19 protein-coding genes are annotated in these 25,866 nt (G+C 48.5%); 15 read left to right on the top strand and 4 right to left on the bottom strand.

What is annotated here, in order from left to right:
- From KVT36_RS09080 to KVT36_RS09120, 9 genes are all read left to right on the top strand, one after another.
- On the top strand, positions 1 to 1,542 hold the full coding sequence (locus KVT36_RS09080; RefSeq protein ID WP_217603175.1) for a SusD/RagB family nutrient-binding outer membrane lipoprotein: 1,542 nt from the start codon (positions 1 to 3) through the stop codon (positions 1,540 to 1,542).
- A 352-nt stretch (positions 1,543 to 1,894) separates the two neighbouring features.
- Entirely contained in the window at positions 1,895 to 2,461 is a 567-nt protein-coding gene (locus KVT36_RS09085) for an RNA polymerase sigma-70 factor (protein ID WP_217603176.1), read from the top strand.
- A gap of 63 nt (positions 2,462 to 2,524) precedes the next feature.
- Entirely contained in the window at positions 2,525 to 3,727 is a 1,203-nt protein-coding gene (locus KVT36_RS09090; RefSeq protein WP_217603177.1) for a FecR family protein, read from the top strand.
- A 174-nt stretch (positions 3,728 to 3,901) separates the two neighbouring features.
- Positions 3,902 to 7,150 (top strand): SusC/RagA family TonB-linked outer membrane protein, encoded by a 3,249-nt coding sequence (locus KVT36_RS09095; protein WP_368670013.1) that lies wholly within the window; start codon positions 3,902 to 3,904, stop codon positions 7,148 to 7,150.
- Between the two features lie 33 nt (positions 7,151 to 7,183).
- A complete protein-coding gene (locus tag KVT36_RS09100; protein ID WP_217603179.1) occupies positions 7,184 to 8,974 on the top strand; it encodes a RagB/SusD family nutrient uptake outer membrane protein in 1,791 nt (596 codons plus the stop codon).
- A gap of 41 nt (positions 8,975 to 9,015) precedes the next feature.
- Complete coding sequence (locus KVT36_RS09105; RefSeq protein WP_217603180.1) at positions 9,016 to 9,984, top strand: discoidin domain-containing protein; 969 nt, start codon at positions 9,016 to 9,018, stop codon at positions 9,982 to 9,984.
- Positions 9,985 to 10,027: 43 nt separating this feature from the next.
- Positions 10,028 to 13,201 carry a glycoside hydrolase family 2 TIM barrel-domain containing protein gene (locus tag KVT36_RS09110; RefSeq protein ID WP_254639918.1) on the top strand — a complete coding sequence of 1,058 codons (3,174 nt, stop codon included), beginning with the start codon at positions 10,028 to 10,030 and terminating at the stop codon, positions 13,199 to 13,201.
- A gap of 177 nt (positions 13,202 to 13,378) precedes the next feature.
- Positions 13,379 to 14,413: an SGNH/GDSL hydrolase family protein gene (locus KVT36_RS09115; protein ID WP_217603181.1), complete on the top strand. Its 1,035-nt coding sequence runs from the start codon at positions 13,379 to 13,381 to the stop codon at positions 14,411 to 14,413.
- A 28-nt stretch (positions 14,414 to 14,441) separates the two neighbouring features.
- Positions 14,442 to 15,848, top strand: coding sequence for a S41 family peptidase (locus tag KVT36_RS09120; RefSeq protein WP_217603182.1), 1,407 nt, complete (start codon positions 14,442 to 14,444; stop codon positions 15,846 to 15,848).
- An 18-nt stretch (positions 15,849 to 15,866) separates the two neighbouring features.
- Here the strand turns inward: KVT36_RS09120 and KVT36_RS09125 are convergent, their stop codons facing one another.
- Entirely contained in the window at positions 15,867 to 16,166 is a 300-nt protein-coding gene (locus KVT36_RS09125; protein ID WP_256449953.1) for an antibiotic biosynthesis monooxygenase, read from the bottom strand.
- A 211-nt stretch (positions 16,167 to 16,377) separates the two neighbouring features.
- Between KVT36_RS09125 and KVT36_RS09130 the strand changes: the two genes are divergently transcribed.
- Together KVT36_RS09130 and KVT36_RS09135 are read left to right on the top strand one after the other, a co-directional pair.
- Complete coding sequence (locus KVT36_RS09130) at positions 16,378 to 16,857, top strand: DUF2975 domain-containing protein (RefSeq protein WP_217603184.1); 480 nt, start codon at positions 16,378 to 16,380, stop codon at positions 16,855 to 16,857.
- Positions 16,858 to 16,860: 3 nt separating this feature from the next.
- Positions 16,861 to 17,085, top strand: a complete 225-nt coding sequence (locus KVT36_RS09135; protein WP_217603185.1) for a helix-turn-helix transcriptional regulator — start codon at positions 16,861 to 16,863, stop codon at positions 17,083 to 17,085.
- On the opposite strand, the gene KVT36_RS09140 is transcribed toward KVT36_RS09135, so the two are convergent.
- The 3 genes from KVT36_RS09140 to modA are packed head-to-tail and all read right to left on the bottom strand — an operon-like array spanning position 17,080 to position 19,379.
- Complete coding sequence (locus tag KVT36_RS09140; protein WP_217603186.1) at positions 17,080 to 17,928, bottom strand: ABC transporter ATP-binding protein; 849 nt, start codon at positions 17,926 to 17,928, stop codon at positions 17,080 to 17,082. The genes KVT36_RS09135 and KVT36_RS09140 overlap by 6 nt on opposite strands.
- 24 nt (positions 17,929 to 17,952) lie before the next feature.
- Entirely contained in the window at positions 17,953 to 18,627 is a 675-nt protein-coding gene (gene modB, locus KVT36_RS09145) for a molybdate ABC transporter permease subunit (protein ID WP_217603187.1), read from the bottom strand.
- Complete coding sequence (gene modA / locus KVT36_RS09150; RefSeq protein ID WP_217603188.1) at positions 18,624 to 19,379, bottom strand: molybdate ABC transporter substrate-binding protein; 756 nt, start codon at positions 19,377 to 19,379, stop codon at positions 18,624 to 18,626. The genes modB and modA overlap by 4 nt, the downstream gene beginning before the upstream one ends.
- Positions 19,380 to 19,589: 210 nt before the next feature.
- On the opposite strand from modA, the gene KVT36_RS09155 reads away from it, so the two are divergent.
- The 4 genes from KVT36_RS09155 to KVT36_RS09170 all read left to right on the top strand — a co-directional run bounded on the left by KVT36_RS09155 (position 19,590) and on the right by KVT36_RS09170 (position 25,866).
- The gene (locus tag KVT36_RS09155; RefSeq protein ID WP_217603189.1) at positions 19,590 to 20,537 is read left to right on the top strand and encodes a hypothetical protein; all 948 of its coding nucleotides are present in this window, start codon (positions 19,590 to 19,592) and stop codon (positions 20,535 to 20,537) included.
- A 125-nt stretch (positions 20,538 to 20,662) separates the two neighbouring features.
- Positions 20,663 to 21,238 (top strand): RNA polymerase sigma factor, encoded by a 576-nt coding sequence (locus KVT36_RS09160; protein WP_217603190.1) that lies wholly within the window; start codon positions 20,663 to 20,665, stop codon positions 21,236 to 21,238.
- A gap of 42 nt (positions 21,239 to 21,280) precedes the next feature.
- Positions 21,281 to 22,432 (top strand): FecR domain-containing protein, encoded by a 1,152-nt coding sequence (locus tag KVT36_RS09165; RefSeq protein WP_217603191.1) that lies wholly within the window; start codon positions 21,281 to 21,283, stop codon positions 22,430 to 22,432.
- A 98-nt stretch (positions 22,433 to 22,530) separates the two neighbouring features.
- Positions 22,531 to 25,866 carry a TonB-dependent receptor gene (locus tag KVT36_RS09170; RefSeq protein ID WP_217603192.1) on the top strand — a complete coding sequence of 1,112 codons (3,336 nt, stop codon included), beginning with the start codon at positions 22,531 to 22,533 and terminating at the stop codon, positions 25,864 to 25,866.

Consider the following 25,866-nt stretch of genomic DNA (forward strand, 5'->3'; position numbering starts at 1 on the left):
ATGAAAAAGATCTTAAACTATAGCATTGGGTTCTTATTATTGCTGGTCATGGCTTCCTGCGAAAGTGGATTGTCCGATCTGAATGTGAACAAAACAAATCCCTCTTCGCTTGACCCCGCGCTGTTGTTGAACCAGGGCATTATTAATACTTCCTTTCCTGTAAAATCACTGGTATTCGATGTGGGCATTGTGCAGCAGATGGTATCGCCCAACGGCGGGGTGCTGGCCGGCGCCAATTTCAACCAGGACAGCCGCGATGTAACTACGCAGCCTCTATGGGCAGTCTATTATCAAAGTGTGATCAAGAATACGCATGATGCCCTGATGCGTACAAAAGACGATCCGGCCAGGAGTAATATGTACAATATGGCGCGCATTTACCAGTCGTACGTTTTCATGATACTAACAGATGAATATGGCGACATACCCTATACAGAAGGAGGAGCCGGTCTTTCAGAAGATATCCTGTTCCCTGAATATGACGGCCAGCAGGACATCTACCCCAAGATCATCCAGGAGCTGACAGAGGCGGCAGCCGCCCTGAACCCGGCAGGGACTATTGAAACCGGTGATGTATTATATGCCGGTGATGTGGCCAAATGGAAAAAATTTGCTTATTCCCTGCTGCTGCGCGCCGGTATGCGGTTAATAAAAGTAGATGCAGCAAAAGCACAAAGCACGGTGCAGGCAGCCGTGACCGGCGGCGTGATCACCGGCAACGCAGATAATGCGTATATCCGTCATGATCCCAATTTCACCCAGCCCATAGGCGCAACGCTCAACGGCAGTGAAGCCGCTAACTTTTACCTCGCCAGGCCCTTTGTAGACCAGCTAAAGAATACGAATGATCCCCGTTTACCGGCCATTGCCATCCGGTATGTAGGGGCCGGCAGCGGTACAGGACAAACGGTAGCCGTTGGCACCACCGATCCTGCAAAACAAATAGGTATGCCCATGGGGAAAGATAATGGTACCATCGGAGCTGCCGCCACTGCCGACGGCCTGGCCAGCTTCTATGATTACAGCCAGGTAGATCGCCGCAGGATCGTGAAGATCTCTTCGCCGGTATTCCTGGTAACTGCCGCGCAAACCAATCTGCTGCTGGCTGAGGCGAGCTTCAGGGGCTGGATCACCGGTGGTACTGCAGCCCAATATTTTGCAGACGGCATCCGGGCGCATATGGACCAGATGGCTGCATATGATCCCAATTCCGCTGTTCCTGCTGCTGCCCGTGATAATTATGTTACTGCCAACCCATTAACGGCCGGCACTGAGCTGCAGCAGATCAATACACAATACTGGATCGCTTCTTTTCTGAACGGGCCTGAGGCTTTTGCTAATTTCAGAAGAAGCGGTTTCCCGTCACTGACACCCAATCCATACGGGCAGCCCAGTAATCCGGATGTGCCAAATGGTACTTTTATCAGAAGGCTCACCTATCCAACATCTGAGCTGAGTGTAAATACCGATAAGGTGAATAAGGCAATTGAACGTCAGGGCGCTGATAAGCTGAGCACCCGGGTATGGTGGGATAAACCCTAAAACCACCATGCGTAGTTTGACTTTTCCCTTGAATAGCTTTTAGGCCAATGGCCGCAATACCTGTGCCCTGATGTGGCACAGGTTTACCTCCCTCATAACCCACCCGGCTCACTTCCCCTGGCTTAATAAAAAATAAACTTCTGCGGATTTTTGTAATTTCAGCCGCCTTAAACCGGGTATTCAATGCAGGCCATGGCAGCCTGCAAAGTTACAAAGACATGAATACCATTGTTTATATACAAGGCTTCAGCTTTGAACAGGAACATTTTGCGCTACATTTAGCAAACCGAAAGCAGAGTTATTCAGATTGTCAAACCAGGAGGTACATAACGAACAGGATTTGCTCATGCGCATGGCAGCAGGGGACACCGTTGCTTTTGATACCCTTTTCCGCCTTCATTGGGATCATGTTTATTCTGTTGCCTTCCTGGCTTCAAGATCAGCGGATTTTGCCAAGGATGTAGCACAGGAAGTTTTTCTATGGGTGTGGAAAGAGCGGCAGCAAATGACTACGGTACAGAATATACGTGGTTATTTGTACCAGGCCACCCGGAATTTCATCCTCAGAAAGCTGAAACGCGTTACCATTGAAGAAAGTTATAAAAGATCCCTGTCCCATCCTCTCGGTTATATTACCCAGGCTGAAGCCACCCCGGAAATGAACGCCCGTCTGAAAGAGCTGCAGCAGCTCATAGAAGCAGGTATACGAAAACTTCCCCCGCAGCAGCAGCGTGCTTTCCGGCTTAGCCGGGAACAGGGCCTGTCCCATGAGGCTATTGCCCGGGAAATGGGACTGAGCGGGCATACTGTAAAGGATTATATTGTAAAGGCGCTGGCTTTTCTGCGAAAATATATCACCCAGTATGGAGATATTTTGCTGGTATGCCTGTTTGCCAGTTATGTAAAAAATTTTTTTTAACCCGGACACGTCCTTTTTCTTAAGCTGGGTTCCATTATTATAAGCCGGTAGTAAAATTGTACAATGCAACGAGCAGAACTAGACAAATTATTTGACCAGTACCTGGCAGAAACCATTTCTGCTGCAGACCTGCAGCGGTTATGTGAAACGCTGGAGAAACCGGAGCATGCTGCCGCCTGGGAAGCGTTTATTGAACAGCTATGCAACCGCGAAAACCTGCATGGGCTAACAAATGCAGATGATGTTGAAAGCGCGCTTGCAGCAATTAAGCAGCAAATGGCAGAATTGGATGGCGCTGCAGTGCTGGCGCCCGTTGCGGATTCCGGCCATACTACTCCCCGTATCCTTTTCCTGCGCCGCTGGGGCTGGGCAGCGGCTGCCAGCATCCTGCTGCTGCTGGCAGCCGGCATTTATTACTGGCCGCGCGGGCCGTTTAAACAGCCGGCAGCCATTGTACAAAAGACGGCTGATGTGGCGCCTGGCGCTAACAGGGCCATCCTCACCCTGGCAGATGGGTCCAGGGTTACACTGGACAGCACCAGTAACCAGGTTATCCGGCAGGGCGGCACTGCCGTTCGCCAGCAGGGGGATAGCCTGCAGTATGAGGCAAAAGAAAAAGAAGCGCTTATTGCTTATAACACGCTGGCTACTCCCCGCGGAAGCCAGTTCCGGGTAACATTATCAGATGGTACAAAAGTATGGTTGAATGCAGCTTCATCACTGCAGTTCCCGGTAGCTTTTACCGGTGCGGAAAGGATCGTAAAGCTGTCCGGGGAAGCCTATTTTGAAATAGCCGGCAACCCGCAGCAGCCGTTTAAAGTGGTAGTCAATGGCATGGAAGTACAGGTGCTGGGCACCCGGTTCAACATTTCAGCTTACCAGGATGAAACCCCGGTGAAAACTACGCTGCTGCAGGGCGCTGTGAAGCTGGTATCAGCTGCCAGCCAGGTATTGCTGCAGCCGGGAGAGCAGGGGCTGCTGCCCTCGCCGCTTGCTGCTTTCCGCGTAAGAACAGTAAACCCGGAAGATGCAGTGGCCTGGAAGAACGGTTATTTTGCCTTTGACAATGCCGGCATCCAGGAAGTTATGCAGCAGATTGCACGCTGGTATGATGTAGAGGTGGTATTTACAGACAACAGCATAAAAAGAAATTTTGGGGGAACAGTGTCACGCTATAATGATGTAACAGCCGTATTAAAACGGCTGGAAATGACCGGGGTTATTCATTTTAAGAAAGAAGGCCGTAAGATTATTGTTATGCCGTAAACTATTGTAACTAATTCCGCGTATGAAGTATTAATTCCACAACCACATAAATTAATCAACCAAATGGGTATGTTTTTTAATGCATGTTTATGCAAACGGGATCGCTATGTCCCTGATCGCCGTTGGCATGCAATTCCACGTAAGCTTATACTGATCGTTTTCTGTTTGCTGCTGGTGCCCCTGGCGCGTGCACAACAGGTAAGCCTGCACGTAAACAATGAAGGGCTGAAAGAAGTGTTCCGGCAGCTGCGGCAGCAAACCGGTTTTGACTTCCTGTATGAAAATGAAATGCTGAAAGAAGCAAAGCCGGTAAGCCTTGCTGTAAGCAATCAGCCTTTGAAACAAGTGCTGGAACAGTGTTTCAGGGATCAGCCCCTGACCTGTGAGGTACTGGAACATTCCGTTGTTGTAAAAAGAAAGCCGGCCCCCGCAGCGCCGCAGATAACAACGGTCAGCGGTACGGTAACCGATGCAAAAGGGCAGCCCCTGCCCGGCGTAACCATCACCAGCAAAGTATCAAAAACAGGCACCACCTCTCTTTCCAATGGGCAGTACACCATCCGGCTGCGGGCAAACAATGATACGCTGATGTTCAGCTTTGTAAGTTATATAACGCAGGCCGTGCCGGTAAATAACCGCAGTGAGATCAGCATCGTAATGCAGGAGCAGGTCATGGGCCTGAATGATGTGGTGGTAGTAGGTTATGGCCAGCAGAAAAGGATCACCACCATTGGCGCGCAAAGCACCATTCGCGCAGAGGAGCTGAAGCAGCCGGTGGCCAACCTCACCGATGTAATAGCAGGGCGGGTAGCAGGAGTAATAGGCGTGCAGCGCAGCGGGCAGCCGGGGTATGATAACGCTGAAATTTATATCCGCGGCATCTCTACTTTTACCAACAGCAAACCGCTGGTGCTGGTAGATGGTATTGAACGCGACTTCGCTAACGTGGACCCTGAGGATATTGCCAGCTTCAGCATCCTCAAAGATGCTTCCGCAACAGCGGTTTACGGGGTAAGAGGCGCCAACGGCGTTATACTTATCCAAACCAAAACCGGAAAGGTAGGCCGTCCCCGGATCAATATGCAGTATGACCAGGGTATAACACAGTTCACCAGCATACCAAAATTTGCAGATGGCGTTACCTATATGCAGATGGCGAATGAAGCATACCGGAACTCCAATCCTGATGATCCGCTGCCGAAATATTCAGCAGAAAGAATTGCACTTACCGCCAATGGTAAGGACCCGGATCTGTATCCCAATGTTGACTGGTTTAAAACGCTGTTCAATAAATACGGGCAGAACCGGCGCGCCCGCGTAAATGCCAGCGGCGGCTCAGACAATGCACAGTATTATCTTTCCGTAGGATACTATGATGAAAATGGCATGTACAAAACAGATCAGCTGGCAAATTATAACTCTGCCATCAAATACACCCGTTACAATTTTACCGCTAACCTGAACCTGCAGCTGAGCAAAACAACCAAAGTGGATTTTGGCGCAGCCGGCTGGATCAGCAATGGCAATTTTCCCGGCAGCTCTGTAGATCAGATCTGGGGCTCCGCCTACCTGCTGCCGCCCATTCTCATACCCCCTGTTTATTCCAACGGCCTCCATTCACAGATCCGTACGGGCGATATCAACAATCCCTACAACCTGCTTACCCAAAGCGGTTATGTGAGCGAGTTCAGAAGTCAGCTGTGGAGCAATATCCGCCTGACACAGGACCTGGGCAGCTGGCTCAAAGGATTATCCGTAACAGGCATGTTCTCCTTTGATAACTATAACGCACATACGATAAGCCGCACCAAAACCGTTGACGGCTACCTGGCGCGTGGCAGGGACTCCGCCGGAAAGCTGCTGCTGGACCAGACCTCCATTGGCAGCAACTTCCTGGGTTACAGCCGCAGCAACGGCGGCACCCGGCAGTTTTATACGGAAGCGGCCATCAACTATAACAACAGCTTTGGCAAGCATAATGTAACAGGCATGTTGTTATACAACCAGTCCGACAAGGAAGATGCATTTGCCGGTGACTTCATTAGCTCTATCCCTTACCGTTATATGGGACTGTCTGGCCGTCTCACCTATGCTTATGACAACAGGTATCTTGCCGAAGCCAATTTTGGCTACAACGGCTCAGAAACTTTTGCACCGGATCACCGCTTCGGTTTTTTTCCCTCTGTTGGAGCAGGCTGGGTAGCTTCTGAAGAACCCTTTTTTAAACCGCTCAGCAATGCCATACAGTTCCTCAAGCTCCGCGCTTCGTACGGCCTGGTGGGAAACAGCAATATCGGCGGCCGCCGCTTCGCCTATATTTCTACAGTAGGCGGTGGTAATGGTGGTTATTCCTATGGGCGCAATGGCGCTGACAATAATATAGGTGACGGATTGGATATTGGCGATTACGCAGTGGCTGTTACCTGGGAAAAAGCTAAAAAAACCAATGTTGGCGTAGAGATCAAAACCCTGCGCGACGCGCTTTCCCTGGTAGTGGATGTTTTTAATGAGAACAGGACAGGCATATTCCGGCAGCGCGGTGATGTGCCGCTGTATGAAGGCATCCGCACGCTGCCCTACGCTAACCTGGGCGAGATCCATAACAGGGGAGTGGACGCAACCCTGGAGCTCAATAAAAGAATAGGCAAAGATCTGATCATTGGCCTGCGTGGCAATTTTACCTGGAACAGGGCCTTTGTGATCAACGATGCCAACGCGCCCTGGCCTTATCCCTGGCAGCAGCGTATAGGCCGCAAGCTGGGCCAGCGCTTTGGTTATACGGCACTGGGGCTTTTTCAGAGCGATAAGGAAATTGCCAACAGCCCTTACCAGACCGGCACCAACCGGCCGGGGGATATTAAGTACAAGGACCTGAACGCCGATGGTAAGATAGACACCTACGATCAGGGTCCCATTGGTTATGGAAGCATACCGGAAATAGTATATGGCTTTGGACCTACCATTAACTGGAAAGGCTGGTCGCTGGCGGGCTGGTTCAAAGGTATCAGCAATGTGGATATACAGCTGAACGGCGACGGCCTGCAGCCTTTCAGCCAGGGCGGGGAGCGCGGTAACCTGCTGTCACAGATCACAGACCGCTGGACGCCGGACGGCGCACATCCTCATCCCCTGTACCCGCGCCTTACCTATGGTAACGATAATATGAACTATGCCAACAGCTCCTGGTGGGTGAAGAACGGCGCTTTCCTGCGCCTGCAAACGCTGCAGTTCAGCTATAACCTGGCAGGAAAACAATGGCTGAACAACATGGGCGTTTCCAACCTGAACCTGTATTTCATTGGTTACAACCTCTGGACCATAAGCGGCTTTAAGTTATGGGATGTAGAGCTGGGAGATGGCCGCGGCTCACAGTACCCGCTGGTAAAAACCTATAACCTGGGCGCCAGGCTCACACTGAAATAAAAACAGCTGCTAACAATCAAAGATCTACTGACAATGAACAAAAACCTGATTTACCGGAGCATCCTGTTATTCGTGATGGTAAGCTGCAGCTTTGCCTGCAAAAAATACCTGGACCAGGTGCCGGATGACCGTATTACAATAGAAGAGGTGTTCCATAAAAAAGCCACCTCCGAACAATACCTTGCCAATGTGTACAGTTATGTGGATGATGAATCCAATCAATGGGATGGCTGGCCATGGCTGGGCAACAGCGATGAAGGAGATATTACCTGGTCAAAATATACCATTTACAATCTTAACATCGGCAACATCAGCGCAGGTAATAACCTGTTTGAGAAATGGGGCTACTATTATAACGGTATCCGCTCTGCCGGATATTTCATTGCCCATATTGATGAAAATGAGGAGATACGTTCTTTGAACGGCCAGCAGCTGATTGACCAGTACAAGGCAGAAGCCCGTTTCCTGCGTGCTTATTATTACTTTCTGCTGATGCGGCAGTACGGGCCGGTAGTGCTTGTAAGCGATACGCTTACGCCGCCGGATGCGCCGGCCGCAGACATGCAGCTGCCGCGCAGCCCATTTGATAATTGCGTTGATTTTGTGGTAACAGAGCTGGATAAAGCTGCTGCAGTGCTGCCCCTGACACCACAGAGCAATGGCCTTAACTCCGACCGCGAATACGGCCGCGCCACCAAAGGCATGGCCCTGGCGGTAAAGGCAAGGCTGCTGCTGTATGCCGCCAGTCCGCTTTATAACGGCAATACGGAGATGGCAGGTTTCCGGAATGCAGATGGTACCGCCCTCATTTCCCAAAGTTATAACCAGGAAAAATGGCAGCGTGCAGCCGATGCTGCTAAAGCAGTTATAGACCTTAACCTTTACTCGCTGTATAAAGATCCGGGCGGAGATCCTGTTAAGTCCGTGCAGGGCGCGTTGATGGAGCCCTGGAACAACGAGCAGATCTTTGTGCGTAAAGATAATAGCCTGTGGGACTGGGATGTAAACTCCATGCCCCGCCAGGCAGGGGGCTGGTGCGGTATTGCGACCACGCAGGAGCAGGTTGATGCTTATTTTATGAAAGACGGCCGTTCTATCCGGGAATCTTCCCTGTATTCTGAAACAGGTTTTACGGATGTAAATGGCGTGCAGGTGTTCAATATGTACATAAACCGGGAGCCCCGCTTTTATGCCGCTATTACTTACAACAACAGCATTTTTCAGGGCGGTAATATGAGCGCGCCGGCGCCGGTATCATTTTTTATTTCCGGCCCCAATGGCAAGAACGGGCATCCTACGGATTGGTCTAAAACAGGTTACCTCATCCGCAAAAATGTAGGCCCGCAAACCAACGCCGGCTCCGGCGGTAATGGCCAGCATCAAAACAGGCCGCTGGTGTTGTTCCGCCTGGGAGAAATATACCTGGACTATGCCGAAGCGCTGAACGAGTATGACCCCGGCAATGCCGGTATACTTAAATACCTGAACTTGGTACGGGAGCGCGCCGGTATTCCGCAGTATGGCGCCGGTGATAATCCCCTGCAGGTACCGGCAGGCCAGGCTGAGATGCGTACTAAGATCCGTGCAGAGAGAAGGGTGGAGCTGGCCTTCGAATACCACCGCTGGTTTGATATACGCCGCTGGAAAATAGCGCCGCAGGTAATGGGCGACCTGCATGGCATGAACATTAACCAGGACAACAATAGCTTTTACCAGCGGATAGTGGCCGTAAAACACCTGTGGCTGCCCGGCAGCTACTGGTTCCCCATTAGCCAGTATGAGCTGGACAGGGGCCGCCTGGTAGTGCAGAATCCGGGTTGGTAATGTTGTATCAATAGTTTTGAACGCTCTAAAAAATGAAAAATATGTCTTTCAATAAATTCCGCGCGCTGTATGTTATTATTGCCAGCCTGCTTTTGCTGGCCGCCTGTAAGAACAAATACGACCTGCCTGATCAGCCCCTGGCTAATTACATAAAAGTATATATGCCGGCAGCTGTTAATAACCCGGTAAGCCGTGTTTTAGCGATCACAGACAGCGCCCAGGTGATCATTTACGGCGCGGATTATGGCGGGGCCGGTTATCCGCAGGCAGATATACCCGTAACCTTTAGCGTGAACCCCGCGCTGGTGGACAGCTTTAACCGGGCTAACAATACCGCATATACGCTTTTGCCGGAGCACGGTTACACGCTCAGTGAAACCAGCGCAATAATACCCCGCGGGCAGCTCAGCACACCACCGCTGGAGCTGGCTGTTAAAACCAGCGGTGCTGATGGCATTGCCGCACTTAAAGACTACCTGCTGCCAATAAGCATTGTAAAATCAACCATAACGGTAAATGAGCAGCTGCGTACAGTGTACTTCGTTATCAGGGTGCAGCCTGACCTGGCGGATTATCCCGATTTTGACAGGTCGGCATGGAGCATCACAGGCTTTTCATCACAGGAAGCCAACGGGGAAGGAGCGGATAATGGCCGGGCAATTTTTGCCATTGACAATAATAATGCTACCTACTGGCATACCCAGTGGCAGGGCGGCAGTCCTGGCCCGCCCCATTATATTACGGTTGATATGGGCGCCGTGAAAACCCTGCACGGGTTATCTTTCCTGGACCGCCAAAGTGATAATGACGGTAAGCCGCAGTCAGTGACAGTAGAAACCAGCATAGACAATCTCAACTGGGAGCCGGCCGGCTCCTTTACCCTGCAGAATACCAAAGACCTGCAAAAGCAGTTCCTCTCCGGTTTCAGGGATGCCAGATACTTCCGGGTGAATATCTTATCCGCCTATAACGCCACTTATACACACCTGGCGGAGTTGAATGCCTTTTAAATGTTAATTTTCTCAGCTAAAATAAAACACCTGCAGAATAGCAATGCGAATGAACAAAATTACCTGGTTACTGGCCGCCGGCCTGGCGCTGCAGCTGGCGGCATATGCGAATAGAACTGGCTTTGATACAGACAGCAGTGGCAACGCACCCGTTCCGCATGAAATAGAAGACCCGCAATGCCTGGGCGTTAACAAGCAGCCGGCGCATGCCACCTTAATGCCTTATGGTGATCTGAAGGAAGCATTACGAGCCAACCTGCATGCCTCTTCCTTTAACATGAGCCTTAACGGCATGTGGAAGTTTAACTGGGTAGCGTGGCCGCAACAGCGGCCGGTAGATTTTTATAAACCCGGTTATGATGTTTCAGGCTGGAAAGAGATCAAAGTACCTTCCAACTGGCAGGTAGAAGGATATGGCACACCGGCCTACACCAACTTTACCTTTCTTTTCAAAAAGGACTTTCCGCGTGTAATGAGCACACCGCCTGAAAAATACACCACTTACAAAGAGCGTAACCCCGTAGGCAGCTACCGGCGCAATTTTGTGGTGCCGGCCGGCTGGAAGGGCCGCCGCATCTTTATTACATTTGATGGGGTGGATGCCGGCTTTTTCCTGTGGGTGAACGGCCGCAAGGTAGGCTACAGCGTAAACAGCCGTAACGCAGCGGATTTTGACATTACCTCTTTTGTGCAGTCAGGTAATAACATGATTGCAGTGGAAGTATACCGCTTTACCACCGGCAGTTACCTGGAAGTCCAGGATATGTGGCGCTTGAGTGGCATTTTCCGCAACGTTAGCCTTTGGAGCAGCCCGGTAACGCATATACGGGATTTTGCCGTACATGCAGAGCTGGATGGGCAGTACCGTGATGCAGCCTTACAGGTAACCGCCAAAATAAAGAACTATGGCAGCAGCGCAGTACCGGCCCGGCAGCTTACGGTTGATCTGTACAACGGCCAGCTGCCCGTAAAAGGAAGCAGCGGCCAGGTTCCTGTGCCGGCATTAGAACCCGGCCAGGAAACCATTGTAAACACTACGGTGCCTGTACAGCACCCGCAGCAATGGACAGCAGAAACACCCCGGCTGTATACTACCGTGCTGACCCTGAAAAACGGGAACAGGACAGAAGAGATCCTGTCGGCACGTACCGGCTTCCGCAACCTTGCCATTAAAGGCCGCCAGTTCCTGGTGAACGGTGTTCCGGTAAAGCTCAAAGGCGTTAACAGGCACGAGCACTGGCCTGAGGTGGGCCATGCCGTTACAGAAGCGCAGATGATACGGGATCTGATACTGATCAAACAGGCTAATTGCAACCACGTACGCACCTGCCATTACTCAGATGATCCCCGCTGGTATGAGCTGTGTGATGAATACGGTATTTACGTGCTGGCAGAGGCAAATGTGGAATGCCACGGCGCCATGGGCGATTTTGACGAAGAGCCGCGTATAAAGGCCGCCATCATAGACCGCAATGTGGCCAATGTAGAGAATTTTAAAAATCACCCGTCTGTTATTATCTGGTCTTTAGGTAATGAATGCGGCAGGGGAGGCTCTAACTTCCGCGCAGCATTGCAGGCCATCCGTGACATTGACTCCACACGGTTTACACACTATGAAGGATTTGGCATTGATAAAGATAACCCGGCTGATATTGACAGCCGCATGTACACCTCACCCGGAGAGGTAGAAAAGCTGGCTAACGATAACGGTTATACTAAACCCTTTTACCTGTGTGAATATGCGCATGCCATGTTCAACTCCATGGGCGCGGTAGATGATTATAACAACCTTTTCGACAAATACCCTTCGCTGCTGGGGGGCTGCATCTGGGAATGGCAAGATCAGGGGCTGTGGAACCGGCGTGATCCCAAACACCCCATACTGGCCTTTGGCGGCGGTTTTGGGGAGTACCCGAATGATCATTATTTTATACATAAAGGCGTAGTAGCTTCTAACCGTTCAGAAAAACCACACTATCCGGAATTAAAACATGCTTACCAGTGGATAGGTATACAGGGTACGGATCTGGCAAACGGTATGGTGACCATTAAAAACCGTTACCAGTTTATTAACCTGGATTCCTTTGCCTGCAAGTGGACCTTATCAGAGAACGGGAAGCTAACAGACAGCGGCCGCCTTGCCATAGGCCAATTGGAGCCGGGCGCAGAAAGAACAGTAAAAGTGCCTTATCACCTGGGCCAGCCGGAACCCGGGGCCGAATACTTTTTACGGCTTTCCTTTACCACCCTGCAAAACCAGCTATGGGCACCCAAAGGTTTTGAGGTGGCCGCACAGCAGCTGGCGCTGCCTGTTGCCGGTGTGCAGCCACCAGCGCCGGCTGCGGCTGATCTCCCTTTGCAGCTCACAGATGCTGACAGCAGTATAAAGATCAGCGGCCGGCATTTTTCGCTGGTGTTTAACAGGCATACCGGCACTTTCAGCAGCATGGCAGTGAATGGCCGGCAGCTGCTGCAGGCAAGCGGCGGCCCGCTGCTGCACCTGTGGCGTGCACCGCACCGCAATGATGATATGTGGGCTAATGAGGGATGGGAAAAATATGGCCTGAAACACCTGCAATGGTCGGCAGACAGTATTAGTCTTGTACAGCCTGCGCCAGGCACGGTGCAGATCACTGCGTTTCTCACAGGAACGGGCAGGCAACACTTTACTGTGCATCATACCGTTGTATATACCATCCATGGCGATGGCAGCCTGCTGGCAGATAACAGCGTTGTTTTCAGCAACCCGGATCTGGTGCTGGCCCGCCTGGGTGTACGGCTATTCCTGGCAAAAGATATGGACAAATTCAGCTACTTTGGCCGCGGGCCTATGGAAAACTATGCTGACCGGAAGAGTGGTTTTGATGTAGGTGTTTATCACAGCACGGTGAAAGAACAGCTTACACCTTACGAAAAACCAATGGAGTGTGGTAATCATGAAGACATACGCTGGGCAAAGCTGAACAGCTCCCTGGGTGCTTCCCTTACCGTGCAGCAGGATACAGCCCTGCTGCAGGTATCTGCCTTGCCCTACAGTGATGACGATCTGGAAAAAACAGAATACAGGATAGACCTGCCGGTGTCGCGGGGCACAGTGCTGTGTATTAGCCGGTATACGCTGGGCGTAGGCTCCAATTCATGCGGACCGCGTCCGCTGCCTCCCTATGTGGTGCATGCAGCGCCTGCGCGGTTTAGCTACCGCCTGCGGTTACAGTAGGATCTTCAATAAAAAACGGCTGCACGAACTGCAGCCGTTTTTGTTAGCACGTTTATATGGCAGGCAATAAACCTGAACCGGTAAAAATTTATGACTGTTTTAATATATTTTTACCGGACTGTATAAACATTTTAATTGATGAGAATATTCTTAGTTGTTCACCTGTTCTTGTTAATCTTGCAGAGCTGCACAGCACAAACCGTTGTAAAAAGCAGCGATCCGCATATTCATTATATGGGCCGGATGGCTTTTAAACAGGATGCAGCTGAATTAAGCTGGCCCGGTAATTCCATTAGCATAAATTTCAGCGGCACCGGGGTAAAAGCCCTGCTGAAGGACCAGTTTGGGACTAATTACTTTAAGGTTATTGTAGATGACAGCTTATTGCCTGATCTGCAGCTTGATTCATCAAAGCATATCTATACGCTGGTATCAGGTTTGCCGGCAGGCAAACACCGGTTAACCTTATTTAAACGTACGGAATGGAGCTTTGGTAAAACCTGGTTCTACCAGTTTGAGCTGGCCCCCCATACCACTATCGGCCCGGCGCCTGCGGCTAAAAAGCGAAAGATCGAGTTCTATGGTAATTCCATTACCTGCGGATATGCAGTGCTGGACACCACGGGACAGGACCGGAGCACTGCGCCTTTTGAAGATCATTACCTGAGTTATGCCGCAATAACTGCCCGCCATTTCAACGCAGAGTATAGCTGTATAGCTAAAAGCGGTATTGGTGTGCTGGTTAGCTGGTTTCCGCTCATTATGCCGGAAATGTTTGACCGCCTGGATGCGACTGATGAAAAAAGTAAGTGGAACTTCAGTCAGTTCAAACCGGATGTGGTAGTCATAAATCTTTTTCAGAATGATTCGTGGTTAATAAACCAGCCGCAACACCCTGAATTTATTCACCGTTTTGGCAGCAGCCGGCCAACAGCCGATCAAATTGTTGCAGCGTACCAAAAATTTGTGAAAAGTATCCGGGTCCGGTATCCCCAGGCTCAGATCATATGTGCCTTGGGAAATATGGATGCAACAAAGAAGGGTTCAGCCTGGACCGGGTATATATCCAAAGCAGTGGACAACCTTCACGACCCGGCGATCAGCACACATTATTTTCCTTATAAGGATACGCCGGGGCATCCGGCTAAGCGTGAGCAGGAAGCCATGGCAAAAGACCTGATCAGCTATATAGAGCATAATATCCGGTGGTAAACCCGTGTGAACTCAATATTCTATTTTTATGAAAGTAAAGCTGATCATCTTATTTGCTGTTTTTACCATGCCCTTCCTGGCTTCCGGCCAGGGAAGATCTTGTGATTGTCTCGCAAATCTCAATGAAACAATTAAGAAAACGGAGGAAAACTATGCTGGTTTTCCTACAAAAGTAAATGCCGGCTATCATACGCTTGTCGGAAATCTTCAGGCTAAGGCAGCTTCGGAGACTGATGCGAAGCGTTGTTTTTACCTGATCAGGGACTATGTACGTTTTTTTAAGGACAAGCACTTTTCGTTTGCGTACATGAACGCGGATGATCCTGATCTGGAGATGGTTGAGGATGATGCCATAAGCGGCAATGCTGATGCTGTAGAAGGGATGTGGGTAAATCCTGACAGCACGGTCTGGCTCAGGATCAAAAAGTTTCCGGGAAATGAGTATAAAGCCATCATCGTAAAAGCAAAGGATGAAAAGCTAAAGAAAGGGCTCGTGTATTTTTCTTTGACACCCCATAAGAAAGGTTTTTTGCTCAAACAATATAACGTGTTCAATAGCGTAGATATGTACGCAAAACAAAGAGGCGGATTATTGCAATTATGGAATTTCGCGCTTTATGGAAAGGTTGGCCCAACAGCCATGACCACGGCGGAAAAGGCAGAGCTGAACAAATGGCGGGATAATAATAACGGGTTGGATTTTCAAATGCCCGATAAGGAAACCGCATTGGTTAAGATCCCCACTTTTTTTAATAACGACAGCAAAGTTGAGAAGCTGATCTCTGCTCATGATAAGGAGATCAGAAATAGTAAATACCTGGTGATAGATCTGCGAGGGAACGGCGGTGGTAATTCAGGCTGGAGCTTTCTTTTGCCTTATGTGATGACAGATCCAATAAAACAGGATGTTCCCTTACTGAGGGTTTCACCTGATAATGTGAAGCTGAAAAGGGGAGAGCTGGAGTATTTTGTTAAAAACCCGGTTCCTGCAGAAGCAAAGAAATACTTTCCTGATCCCTTTGTTGCACAGCTTAAAAAAACATATGAGGAATTACCCGTAACAAAAAAAGCTTTTTACGCGGTACCCGGATTAACCATTCCGGTTGACAGCGTATTACAGAACCCTTCAAAAGTAGCGCTCATCACCGATGATCTCTGTGGAAGCTCTGCGGAGTACTTTTTTAAGCTGATGGCGCAAAGCAGGAAAACAGTGAGATATGGTATAAACAGCGTTGGTATGATGGATTATGAAGGGCCCGGGACAACAACTCCGCTTCCACATAAGCAGTTCATATTAATGATCCCCGTTTCAAAATCAAGCTGGACCGATGAAAACCCGATTGATGATACAGGTTTTACGCCTGATGTGAAGCTTAATATGCCTGAAAAGGAATGGGTTGAGTATGTATTAAAAGATCTAAAGAAAAGATCCTGATAAGCGCAGGCGCTTTTGCTAGCCGGCTATTTCGTAGTGTTTCACCGCTTTATCATAACGGATCATTATCTCCTGCACTGTCTGTGGCACCACTGCTACTTCAGGATCAGCGCCTGCAAATTGTTGGATGGCCTCCAGCGATTCCCATTCGGTAATGATCATGAATTCTACACCTTCCGGAACTTTTCTTTTCAGTATGGATGCTTTTATGAAGCCTTTCATAGAGGATAATTTGGGAAAGGTATCGTTTTGAAGATGAGCAATATATACAGGTGCTTTTTCTTCGGGAGTGATACCAGTCCATTGCCGGGAGATCATAATTTATTGGTTTGCTTATTCAGGCAATTTACTGAATAGTAAAGTCAAAATCAACGCATCTCACAGCCGGAATTCAAATGATGAATTTGTAAATCAGTTTGACAAGACAAGACATCTATTTCCCCGAAAATTTCTAAAATCGCTAAATATTTATTGTTTATCAATAAATATTTATTATGTTTGCAGCATGATCTAAAATTCATAAATCATTATGAAAAGAATTTCAATAGTATTTCTTCAGGCAGTCGTCGTGCTTATTGGCATTGTGGCACTTGCTATTTTGATCCGGTTTCCCTTAACCGAAGGAAGAGCCGCAAACTTAGACCTGTTTAGCATTTACTTTAACCCGTTCATCTTATATGGATACGCAGCATCCATCGCTTTTTTTGTTGCGTTATACAAGGCGTTCAGATTACTTGGATATATCGGACAAAATAAAGTATTCTCATCAGACGCTGTTAAGGCTTTAAAGAGCATAAAGTATTGTGCGATCGTAATAAGTGTTTTAATTGTGATAGCAGGACTATACATAAGGATAGCCCATAATAAGGAGGACGATCCTGCGGGTTTTCTTGCCATATGTATCGTGACTACTTTTGTTACTGTTGTAGTTGCAACTGCTGCGGCAATATTTGAAAAAATATTGCAGAATGCCATAGATATGAAATCTGAAAATGACTTAACAATTTAAGCTATGCCAATTATTGTAAACTTAGACGTGATGATGGCAAAGCGAAAAATTTCTCTAAATGAACTTTCTGAAAGAGTTGATTTGTCATTATCTAACCTTTCTATCTTAAAGACAGGGAAGGCAAAAGCAATTCGTTTTAGCACATTAGACGCAATTTGTAAAGCATTAGACTGCCAGCCGGGTGAGATTTTGGAATATGTAAAGGACGAAAAAGACCGGAGGCTATGATCTTATTATAGAAACCCCTGCAGGATCACAGGTAATTTCAACCTTATCATTGATCTGGAGCTTTTTAACAGATACATCTATCCTTATCATACGATCATCGATCAGCACAACAGCATTACCATTGTCTTCAATGGCCACAATAGTGCCTGTCAAAGTTCCGGGGGTAAATGAGTGCAGGAAAAAAGCTGCCGGTGCAGCCAGTTGCTGGAACTTCCCATTTCCAAGATGGAAAACGGTATCTGAAAGCCTGATGATCTCGTCGCTGTTATGGCTTACCAGGATGGTCGTTAATCCAAAGCGTTTGTGCATTTCAGCCAGAGTACCCTGTAATTGAGCGCGCATGCCGCTATCAACAGCAGACAACGGCTCGTCCAGCAGTAATACAGACGGTTTTTTTACAATGGCCCTTGCCAGTGCAACACGTTGCTGCTGCCCGCCGGAAAGTGCCTGGATCTTTCTGGCAGCCAGATTCGATAATCCGCTCAGCTCCAGTAATTCATCAACAATTTCTTTTGATTCATTTTTTTTCAATGCAAATGAAATGTTTTCCCGCACATTCATATTTGGGAACAACGCATAATCCTGGAATACAAAACCAATTTTCCGGTGCTGGGGTTCGGCATTGATCTTTTTTGCACCGTCAAACCATACGGTCTCATTTACTTTTATATATCCGTTCTCCGGTTTCATAAATCCGGCCAGCATCCGCAGGAGGGAGGTTTTGCCGGAACCGGATGCCCCATATAAACTAACGAATTTCCCGCTCTCGATCCGTGCGCTTACGTTTAATTGCATTTCACCTTCGGCGGTATGTAACGTTTTATTTAAAGAGAACTCGATCATAACTTTTCTGTCGTTATCCAATGGTTAATAAAATCCCTGCTGCTGCGTTTTGCGGTTGAATGAATATAGGATCAATAAGGTAGTAAACGACAGGACCAGTAAAATACCCGCATATACGTTGGCGTTATAATAATTGAATGTTTCCACTTCATCGTAGATGGCAATAGAGGCGGTCCGTGTTTTTCCAGGCATGTTGCCTCCTATCATCAGTACCACACCAAATTCACCAACAGTATGGGCAAACGATAATACAATGGCGGTAAGCAACGATGGTTTGATATTCGGCAGCAACACTTTGAGCAATGTTTGCCATTTGGTTTTTCCCAGGGAATAAGCGGCCTCTTTTAAGCTGGGGGGTAATGAGGACAGCCCGGACCTGATAGGGTGTACCATAAAAGGCAGGCTGTAAATAACCGATGCTATTAACAGGCCGCCGAATGAAAATACCAGCCGTACGTTTAGCCATTGTTCCAGCCATTTGCCAAAGCCGTTTGCGGGGCTGAATGCCAGCAACAAATAAAAGCCTATTACTGTAGGGGGCAAAACCAGGGGCATGCTTACAATGGCCTCAATGACTGTTTTAAAAATATTCCTTTTCCCGGAAAGCCAGTTGGCAAGGGGCACAGCTACAATGAACAGGATAAGCGTTGTGCCGAACGCCAGTTTTAAGGTGAGCCATATAGGATCAAACTTTATCATTTTACTAAATATCCTGATTGTTTATAAATAGCTTTTGCTGTTGGTGAACAAAGAAAGTTGTAGAACTTTCTCGCTGCAGCCTCATGGTCGCCCCGGGCATTTTTTAAAAGTACAGCCGCCTGTTCGATCGGTGGATAATCGCCGGCGTTAAGCTCCACCCATTTGCCCTTATCTTTCATCTCTTTTGAAACCACAATTGATTTTGCCGTGAAACCTATGTCTGCACTTTGCGTAGCAATAAACTGGCTCGTTTGGGTAATGCTTTCCCCGGTTACCAGTTTAGACGAAACCCTGTTGTACAGATCATACTTTTTCAGCAGGGACTGTGCTGCGCTGCCATAAGGAGCCGTCTGGGGATTAGCAATAGCAATGCTTTTGATGACGGTATCCTGCAAGAGCCCCAGATCGGCTGCAGGCTGGATCTCAGGCCGGACGCTCCACAGCACAAGCACTCCCTGGGCATATACCCGGGGCGGTTCAAGTGCGAAATGAGCATCAGCCAATGTCTGAGGGAATTTTGTATCGGCAGACACAAAAATATCAAAAGGCGCATCGTGCATGATCTGCTGTGTAAGCTTACCGGATGCACCCAGCACAACATCAATTTTTGTTTGGTCTGTTTTATTGTATTCCGTTACCAGGGCCTCTATAGTATATTGCATATTTGCAGCAACGGCTACCGTTAGTTTTGGCTGTTTGGATGATTGGCACGAAATAAATGCCAGTAAAAGAACAACTGCTATTTTCTTCATGATCTTACTATTTAACCGGCCTGTCCACATCAACAGGGATCTTGCTGGCAGCTGGTGTTGCGTCTCAGAAGAAGTAAATATAGTGCCGTGCTGCAATTTCGCCTAATTTTTTAAACCTTTTGCTTTTTCCGGCTGTTATTAACCTGCTAATTGTCATTGTGAACATATCCTATCACTCAAAAAACCACTCTTCACCCTCAAACCTTCATTATGAAACGTATTGTATTAATTGGTAACAAATCATGGGAAGTTGAACCCATCCTGAATGCCCTGCTGAATAGCACTATCCGTCCGCAGGCGCTGCCCAATCCCAGCAAGTTAAACTATCCCTGGACCCTTAAGCAGGGAGCTGCTGAACCCAGGGCCGTGTGGGATAATTTTTCCCAGGTTACTGTGGAACTATGGTGTATCCAGGACATCATGGACCCGCAGTGGAACCCCTCCAGCTCACAGGGCAAACATGCCAGCCTTCCCAAGGTGCTGGCTTACCGGCAGGAACCGCCTGACCTGGTAGTCGCCATGGGAACGGCTGCGCTGGGACTGGATAATAGTAATAACAATGGCTGCGTAACCGTGGGCAGCAACATCTTTATCCACAATTTTCATCCTAACGGCGAAAACCCGCAAAGTAAATGGGACGATCCTGCCCATTTTGAGAAGGTGCTGCCCTCTGCTATTGCTCCCGACTTCTTTAAACTATTAGATGCAGCTACTGTCAGCGCAATAGAGTCGGGGTTATTAAAGCCCTACCTCAATCCATCCCCAAATATTGAGGTAATGAGCAACAAAGACTATGTTGGCGTAAGTGTGGTGAATATCACAAACTATGCGGATTATGCCACCTCTGATACAGCGGGCCTGCAGGCATTGGCTAACACCGGCAACAAGAACCCGGTAGGCTCCGTAGAAACCACGCATGGCGTAATACGGCTGTTATGTGATGCACCTTTTATTTTCATGTCCGGTATTACGGACAGGGAAGGGCATTTTGCTGATGATGTAGATGGGAAAGATGGAAAGGGAAATGTAAAAACAGCTGCACAGAACTTTACTGCTGCATTTAATATAGGCGTATGCCTGAGCCATATGATCCCTAAAATGGCTGCCTATGTAACTGCCGGCCAGCCCAAAGTTGTAAAGGTGCCCCAGGCGCTTTAATATATTAAAGAACCGGGAGCGCTTATCTCCCGGTTCTACCCCGCCACGCTTATTCCGGTTCGCCGGTATTTTTAGCCGTAGAAAATTTTTTTTCTATTTTTAGCGCGGTCAAAGCTCGCGCTATATTGTCTGACAGTTTCCTACATACAGAGAAAGATATTTTCCAACAGATTGCTAACGGGGATCATGATGCCTTTACCCGCCTGGTGGATAGGTATTGGAATAACCTGTATGGACAGGCTATGGCTTACCTGAAAGACTCTCATAAGGCCCAGGATGTGGTACAGGAAGTATTTCTGACCATTTGGAAGAACCGCAAAACCCTCTCAGACATAGAACGGCCGGAGCATTATTTGTACACGATGGCCAAGAACAGGATCCTAAGTGAATTTAGAAAGAAGCTGCTGATCCCGATCCCGGACAGTATGGAGCAGCTGCAAACGGCAGCTGATTCCCCGGCCGATGAGCAGCTGTCTGCCAAACAGCTCCAGGAGCTGGTGCAAACAGTGGTAGAACAGATGCCGCCACAGCGCCGGGCGGTTTTTGAGCTGAGCCGGCATGAGGGGTTAAAGTATGAGGAGATTGCAGCGCGGCTGGGAATTTCCCGGGAAACAGTGAAAGGCCATATGGTAAAGGCCCTGGCGCAGGTACGGACCTTTATACGGCATGCGCTGCGGCTGCTGTTCCAAATTTTTTTTTAAAGAGAGCAACCCTCTTTTGACGCTTGCGCGTCTTTATACTATATGCACACCGACGAATTCAAGGAGCTATTGGAAAAATACCTGGATGACAGGATTACACCGGACGAACGCCGGCAGCTAACGGCCGCGCTGGAAGACCTGGCCTGTGTGCAGCTGCTGGACGGGACGATCTACGATGAGCTGGTGGCGCGGGCCTATGAAGGAACGCCGGATGAAGGGATCAGGCAACTGATCCGGCAGCGGCTGGATCAGGAAGTGGCGCCTGTTTATACCATCAGGCCCCGGAGAAGGTATCAATGGGCGGTGGCGGCCGCGGTACTTGCGCTGGTGGCCGGAGCATATTTATGGTTGCAGCGGCCGGCCACGCGGCCCCTGACACAACAGCCTGTCACCAATGTGATGCCCGGCACACACAAGGCTATCCTGACCTTATCAGATGGGTCCAAAGTGACTTTGGACAGCACCGGCAGCCAGGTGATCCGGCAGGGCGCAACGGCTATTCATCAACAGGGTGGCCAACTAAAGTATGAAGCTCAGAGCACGGCCGCTGCTGTTCAGTATAATATACTAAGCACTCCAAGAGGCGGCCAGTTCCGGATCACACTCCCGGATGGCACGCAGGTGTGGTTAAACGCGGCATCCACGTTACGTTATCCAACCGCCTTTACGGGCCCGGAAAGGCTCGTGGAGATAACCGGAGAAGCTTATTTTGAAGTAACAGCCAATGCGGCTCAGCCATTCAGGGTAAAGATGAAAGATGCTGAGGTGGAAGTGCTGGGAACAAGCTTTAATGTGAATGCCTATGCAGATGAACCAACCATACAAACTACTTTACTGGAAGGCTCTGTTAAGCTCTCTTCCAATAACAGCCACCTATTACTTAAACCGGGACAGCAGGCAATTTTAGGGGTTAACAAGGAGTTCAACATCAATCAGGTAGATCCTAACGATGCCATTGCCTGGAAAAATGGCTATTTCCTCTTTAAAAATGAGGGCATCGAAAGCGTTATGAGAACCATTGCACGCTGGTATGACGTGGACGTCAGCTATCAGGGCGATGTGCTGAAGCAGCGCCTGGGGGGAACAGTGTCCCGTTATGAAAAACTGGAAGATCTGTTAAAGACAATTGAATTAACCAAAAGCTTAAAATTTAAAATTGAGGGAAGGAGGGTAACCATTATGCCATCAAATTAACTCGCCAGCTAATTAATTAAGCCTAACATTTATTTGTGAATTTCTAATGCACATGTGTGCAGGCGGGTGTCCTGTGCGCGGTTTAAATATTCCTAGTTATGAAACTTACGATAGTTCTATTGCTTGCAACAGTTTTGCAGGCGAGAGCGGCAACATACGCTCAATCCATTAATCTGAATGTTAAGAATGCATCCCTCGAAGAAATATTTACCCAGATAAGACTGCAAACCGGCTTTAACTTTTTATATAATCCCAGTGCGTTGGAAGATGCCAGGAAAGTTTCAATAACTACCACTAATGCATCGTTAAAAGCAGTGCTGGATCAATGTTTCAAAGACCAGCCTGTAGTATACGTGATCACGCAGAATAATGTGGTCATCAGCCGCAGAACTTCAGAACGGGAAACGCCTGCCGCTCCCCGGGCCGCCATCACAATAACCGGTCAGGTAAATGACAGTAAAGGCCAGCCTGTTCCCGGTGCATCGGTAACCGTTAAAGGCGCTGCCACCGGCGCCATTACAGATGCGAATGGTAAGTATAGTATTTCAGTGCCGGATAGATCTGCGGTCCTGGTATTCCGCTCTCTTGGTTTTGTAAGCCAGGAAGTAGCGGTAAATGATCAGACAGTGATCAATGTAACCTTAGCTGAAAAGCGCTCAGCTTTGAGTGAGGTGATTGTGGTGGGTTATGGCTCACAAAAGAAAGCGGATGTAACCGGCTCCATTGCATCTATAAATGAAGAAGCTATAAAAAGCGTACCGGCAAGTAACCTGGTAAGCGCCCTGCAAAGCCAGGCGCCAGGCATTGATATACAAAAAGCCGGCGGCAACAGCCATCCGGGCGCCACGCCATCTATCTCTGTCAGGGGCCAGCGTTCTTTGGGTGCAGCCAACGATGTGCTTTATGTGGTGGATGGTATACCGTACAATGGCAATTACATTAATGACCTTAACCAGGATGATGTAGTGGCTGTACAAATATTAAAAGATGCATCAGCAACCGCTATTTATGGTTCAAGGGGCGCAAACGGCGTAATACTTATTACTACCAAACGGGGTAAAACAGGCGCGCCTGTAGTCACTTACAGCAGTTATGCCGGCGTGGTAAGCCCGCTTGGCCACTATGATGTGATGGACACCAAAGCTTATGAAACCTACAAAAAATGGGGCAACTATAATGCAAACAATCCGAACGTCATTGGCGCACCTAACCCTTATAATGGAATAGATGATCCCAGATTCTATACAGATGGTATCACTTTCCTGCCGGCTGAATTAGCCGGTATAAAGAACGGAACTGCTACCGACTGGCAAAAGCTGATCTTTAAGAACGGCTTTAAAACCAATCATCAGCTGGGCGTGTCCGGTGGTACACAATCAACAAAATATGCGGTTTCCGCTGGTTATTATAATGAAACCGGCGTGTTTCCCGGTCAGTCATTCAGGCGTTATACCGTCAAAGTAAGTATTGACCAGCAGTTGGGCAAGATCTTCAGGATCGGCGTAAGCTCGCTGAATACCGTGAGTAAGATCAATGGGGAAAGCATTAACCCGGTGGCCCAGGCGCTTACATCCAGCCCGCTTACCGTGCCTTATGACGACAAAGGCAATCTTATTCCATTCCCGGGCGGCGGCTCTTTAACATATAATCCCCTGGCCAATCTGGTGAAGGGCGCGGTTGTTCAGAACCGCTCCAGGTATAACACTTTTACAACCGCCTATGCGGAAGCACAGATCACGCCGCACCTTAAATACCGTTTTAACGGGGGCATAGAAATTACGCCGGAAACCTACGGCGAGTTTTATGGCAGCGCCACCTATCAGAACCTGAGCGGCCCTTCCACTGCTAAAAATACCAATTATGACTATCACGATTATACGCTGGAAAATCTGCTGGTGTATGAAAACACGTTTGCTGAAAATCATCACATAACAGCCACCGGCCTGTTTAGCTACCAGGATGACTATAAAGCCTCTACCAGCTTTAGCTACAACAATATCCTTGCAGATTATATCCAGTATTTTAACCCGGCATTAGGCGCCAATCTCAATGGATCAGGCAGTTACTCGAAGTTTAACATCGTATCGTTCATGGGACGTATTAACTATGACTATATGAGCAAATACCTGTTAACCCTCACCATGAGATCTGATGGCTCCTCTACGCTGGCGCCGGGGAATAAGTATCATCTCTTCCCATCCGCAGCTGTTGGCTGGAATATCACCCAGGAAGATTTCATGAAGAACATCCGGGTGATATCAGGCCTGAAATTGCGTGCCGGTTATGGCTCGGTAGGAAATGCCGCTGTAAGCCCCTATCAAACACTTGGCGGGCTGGCATCCATCAATTACAATTATGGCTCAACAAACGTTACCGGCACTTATCCCAATAACGTTCCTAACCCCAAACTGGGCTGGGAGTATACTGCAACCTTGAATTTAGGCCTGGACTTCAGCCTGTTCAACGACCGCATTAGCGGTTCTGTTGACGCTTATCAGCAACGCACCAGCAATCTTATACTTCCGCAAAACCTGCCTATTACAACAGGTTACACCTCACAGTTCCTTGCCAACGTGGGTAAAACAGAAAATAAAGGGCTGGAGATCAATATCGCTTCAACCAATATCAGGGCGGTTGACCGGAAAGATTTTGGCTGGACAACCAATTTTAACATCACCTTTAACCGCAATAAAATTACTGCGCTGCAAAATGGCGTAACGCAGGACATTGGCAATAACCGGTTTGTTGGGGCGCCTATTAATGCGCTGTATAACTATGTAAGATCAGGCATCTGGCAAAATACTGCAGCCGATTCAGCCCTGGCCCGGAAGCTTAATTTAACGATGGTGGGATCAGGTTCTGTGATCGGTACTATAAAGGTAGCTGACCTGAATGGGGATGGTGTCATCAACTCAAACGACCGCACCATTGTCGGCTCACGCCAGCCAAAGTTTTTCGGTGGTTTTACCAACCGCTTTAGTTATCGTGGTATTGACCTGACCATGGTAGCTACTTACCGCGTAGGGGGCACACAGATCGCCTACTGGCTTCAACCCGGCAGCAATGTAAATGCGTTGAACGGGAAAATGAATAACCTGGATATCAATTACTGGACCCCTTTTAATCATGAAAACACGTACCCTAAACCTAATTTTAACGTAGGCACGCCCACCTATGGCGATCTGCTGGGTTATTATGACGCCTCTTACCTTAAAATAAGGACCATCAACCTGGGCTATACGCTGCCGCCTTATCTGATCAGCAAAATGCATTTACAGTCCCTCCGGGTTTATAGCAGCTTCAATGATGCCATCATCCTATTCTCACCCTTGCATAACCGGTTCCATGGTATAGATCCCGAGTCTGCAGGTACCTTAGGCGTAGATACCCCACCGAATAAATCGATACTGTTTGGTTTAAATGTTACATTTTAA

Origin of the sequence: Chitinophaga sp. GbtcB8, from assembly GCF_019091455.1 — a bacterium.
GTDB lineage: Bacteria > Bacteroidota > Bacteroidia > Chitinophagales > Chitinophagaceae > Chitinophaga.

What these genes read in the sequence shown, in the direction of transcription:
- KVT36_RS09100 (WP_217603179.1), top strand. Translation starts at nt 7,184, where the DNA reads ATGAACAAAAACCTGATTTACCGGAGCATCCTGTTATTCGTGATGGTA.
- KVT36_RS09085 (WP_217603176.1), top strand. Translation starts at nt 1,895, where the DNA reads ATGGCAGCAGGGGACACCGTTGCTTTTGATACCCTTTTCCGCCTTCAT.
- modB (WP_217603187.1), bottom strand. Translation starts at nt 18,627, where the DNA reads ATGATAAAGTTTGATCCTATATGGCTCACCTTAAAACTGGCGTTCGGC.
- KVT36_RS09130 (WP_217603184.1), top strand. Translation starts at nt 16,378, where the DNA reads ATGAAAAGAATTTCAATAGTATTTCTTCAGGCAGTCGTCGTGCTTATT.
- KVT36_RS09080 (WP_217603175.1), top strand. Translation starts at nt 1, where the DNA reads ATGAAAAAGATCTTAAACTATAGCATTGGGTTCTTATTATTGCTGGTC.
- KVT36_RS09125 (WP_256449953.1), bottom strand. Translation starts at nt 16,166, where the DNA reads ATGATCTCCCGGCAATGGACTGGTATCACTCCCGAAGAAAAAGCACCT.
- KVT36_RS09090 (WP_217603177.1), top strand. Translation starts at nt 2,525, where the DNA reads ATGCAACGAGCAGAACTAGACAAATTATTTGACCAGTACCTGGCAGAA.
- KVT36_RS09110 (WP_254639918.1), top strand. Translation starts at nt 10,028, where the DNA reads ATGCGAATGAACAAAATTACCTGGTTACTGGCCGCCGGCCTGGCGCTG.
- KVT36_RS09120 (WP_217603182.1), top strand. Translation starts at nt 14,442, where the DNA reads ATGAAAGTAAAGCTGATCATCTTATTTGCTGTTTTTACCATGCCCTTC.
- KVT36_RS09165 (WP_217603191.1), top strand. Translation starts at nt 21,281, where the DNA reads ATGCACACCGACGAATTCAAGGAGCTATTGGAAAAATACCTGGATGAC.
- KVT36_RS09135 (WP_217603185.1), top strand. Translation starts at nt 16,861, where the DNA reads ATGCCAATTATTGTAAACTTAGACGTGATGATGGCAAAGCGAAAAATT.
- KVT36_RS09105 (WP_217603180.1), top strand. Translation starts at nt 9,016, where the DNA reads ATGTCTTTCAATAAATTCCGCGCGCTGTATGTTATTATTGCCAGCCTG.
- KVT36_RS09155 (WP_217603189.1), top strand. Translation starts at nt 19,590, where the DNA reads ATGAAACGTATTGTATTAATTGGTAACAAATCATGGGAAGTTGAACCC.
- KVT36_RS09170 (WP_217603192.1), top strand. Translation starts at nt 22,531, where the DNA reads ATGAAACTTACGATAGTTCTATTGCTTGCAACAGTTTTGCAGGCGAGA.
- KVT36_RS09140 (WP_217603186.1), bottom strand. Translation starts at nt 17,928, where the DNA reads ATGATCGAGTTCTCTTTAAATAAAACGTTACATACCGCCGAAGGTGAA.
- modA (WP_217603188.1), bottom strand. Translation starts at nt 19,379, where the DNA reads ATGAAGAAAATAGCAGTTGTTCTTTTACTGGCATTTATTTCGTGCCAA.